The sequence below is a fragment of the Actinoplanes sp. NPDC048791 genome (assembly GCF_040650095.1).
In the GTDB taxonomy this organism is placed as follows: domain Bacteria; phylum Actinomycetota; class Actinomycetes; order Mycobacteriales; family Micromonosporaceae; genus Actinoplanes.
Genome location: NZ_JBEZGQ010001363.1, coordinates 1 through 1,864 on the forward strand (window position 1 = coordinate 1; position 1,864 = coordinate 1,864).

A 1,864-nucleotide genomic window follows, 5' to 3' on the forward strand; every position below is an offset into this window, starting at 1 on the left:
GGCGGCCGGTGATCGGCGCCCAGTCGTACCCGCGTAACTGCGCGGTCAGCTGCTCGCAGACCCGGACCGCCGCGGCCGTGTCGGTGCCGGGCAGCACCAGCAGGAACTCCTCGCCGCCGAGCCGGGCGGCGAACGCGGGTTCGGCCAGCGCCTCGGTGAGCAGCCGGCCCACCTGGCGCAGCACGAGGTCACCCGCGTCGTGCGACAGCGTGTCGTTGATCCGCTTGAAGTGGTCCAGGTCGGCGATCGCCACCGCCAGCGGGCGGCCCGCCGCCACCGCCTCGCCGAGCAGCGCCGGCAACCGTTCGTCGGCGTAGCGGCGGTTGTGCAGGCCGGTCAGCGCGTCGCGGTGGGCCAGCTCGCGGAAGTGCTCGCCGACCCGGCGGGCCTCGGTCGCCTCGAACACCGCCTGCAGGGTACGGGCCTGGGCGTCGCGCTGCGCGGACTGGAGTTCGGCGAAGAACCGGTGGTACGCCACGTGCGCGTCGTACGCCTCGCGGTGCAGGTCCATCGCCGCGTACAGGGCGGCCTGCTGCTCCAGCATCGCGGCCTGCGTGGCCCGCAGTCCGCGCTCCTGCGCGAGCCGGCGGGCGGCGTCCAGATCGGCCTGGGCGGCGCTGAACTCGCCGGCCAGCCGGTGCGCCTCGCCGAGGGTCAGCATCGCCTCGGGCAGTGCCGCGCTGGTGCTGTGCAGGTACTCGGGATCCTGGGTCAGCGGGCGCAGGATCTCCTCGACCGCCCGGTGGTCACCGCCGGCCAGCCGGACCCGGGCGATCGTGATGAGCTGCGGCCCGTCCAGCGGGATCCCGGCGGTGGCCTGGACCTCGGTCATCCGCTCGACCGCGCGGGCCGCCGTGCCGGGATCGTCCTGCTGGGTGGCCAGGTTGGCCAGGTTGCCGAGGATCATCAGCATCTGCTGGTGGTCGCCGGCGGTGGCGGCCAGCTCGAGGGCCTCCCGGTAGCGCTGCGTGGCCTCGTCGGGGGAGCCGCTCTCGCCGAGCACCACGGCCAGGGTCATCAGGTGCCGGACCCGTACGGCCACCGGATCGTCGGCGCCGAGGTGGGCGACCGCCTGCACGGCGTGTCCGAGAGCGCCGGCCAGGTCGCCGATGTAGTAGTGGAAGTGGGTCAGCGTGCGGTGGCTGCAGGCCAGCACGTACGCGTCCCCGCGCTCCAGCGCCCAGGCGTTCACCTGCTGGGCGAGGGTGCCGCCCTCGGCCGTACGCCCCTCGCGCAGCGCCGCGTCGGCCCGGATCAGCCGGGCCCGCATCGCCGTGCGTTCGTCACCGTCACGCTCCAGCGGCGCCGCCGCGGCCGCCGTGGCCCGGAAGTCGGTGACCGGTCGCAGCTCCAGCTCCGCGACCTCGATGCTCACAAAACGCAATGTAATGCTCACAGGTCTCGCTCGGGGTGCGAACCCGGCCTCCGGGTTTCACCGCCGGAGCGGTGGGCACAGCCTCCGCGTGGACGAACGGTATCGACTGGTGGAACGGCTCGGCGTGGGCGGCATGTCCGAGGTGTGGCGCGCCCATGACCAGGTGCTCGCCCGGGACGTGGCGGTCAAGGTGCTCGCCCCCGGCGCGCCCGCCGACTCGCAACGCCCGGCCCGGATCCGGCTCGAGGCGCGCGCCGCCGCCGGCCTGCGGCACCCGAACATCGTCGAGGTCTACGACTACGGCGAGGCCACCGACGGCGCCGGCCAGGCCCGCCCGTACGTGGTGATGGAGCTGGTCGAGGGCCCGACGCTGGACGACCTGCTCAAGGACCGCGCCCTGCCGTGGGCCGCCGCCACCCGGATCGGTGCGCAGGTCGCCGCGGCGCTCGCCGCCGCGCATGCCCGGGGGGTGGTGCACCGCGACGTGAA

Annotated in this window: 2 protein-coding genes; one reads left to right on the plus strand and one right to left on the minus strand. The window is 74.8% G+C overall.

Annotation, left to right across the window (positions count from 1 at the left end):
- A partial coding sequence (locus AB0C29_RS46330) for a diguanylate cyclase (protein ID WP_360834469.1) occupies positions 1-1,375 on the minus strand: 1,375 nt, incomplete at its 3' end.
- Between the two features lie 133 nt (positions 1,376-1,508).
- Here AB0C29_RS46330 and AB0C29_RS46335 point away from each other — a divergent pair.
- On the plus strand, positions 1,509-1,864 hold a 356-nt coding region (locus AB0C29_RS46335; RefSeq protein WP_360834471.1), incomplete at its 3' end, for a protein kinase domain-containing protein.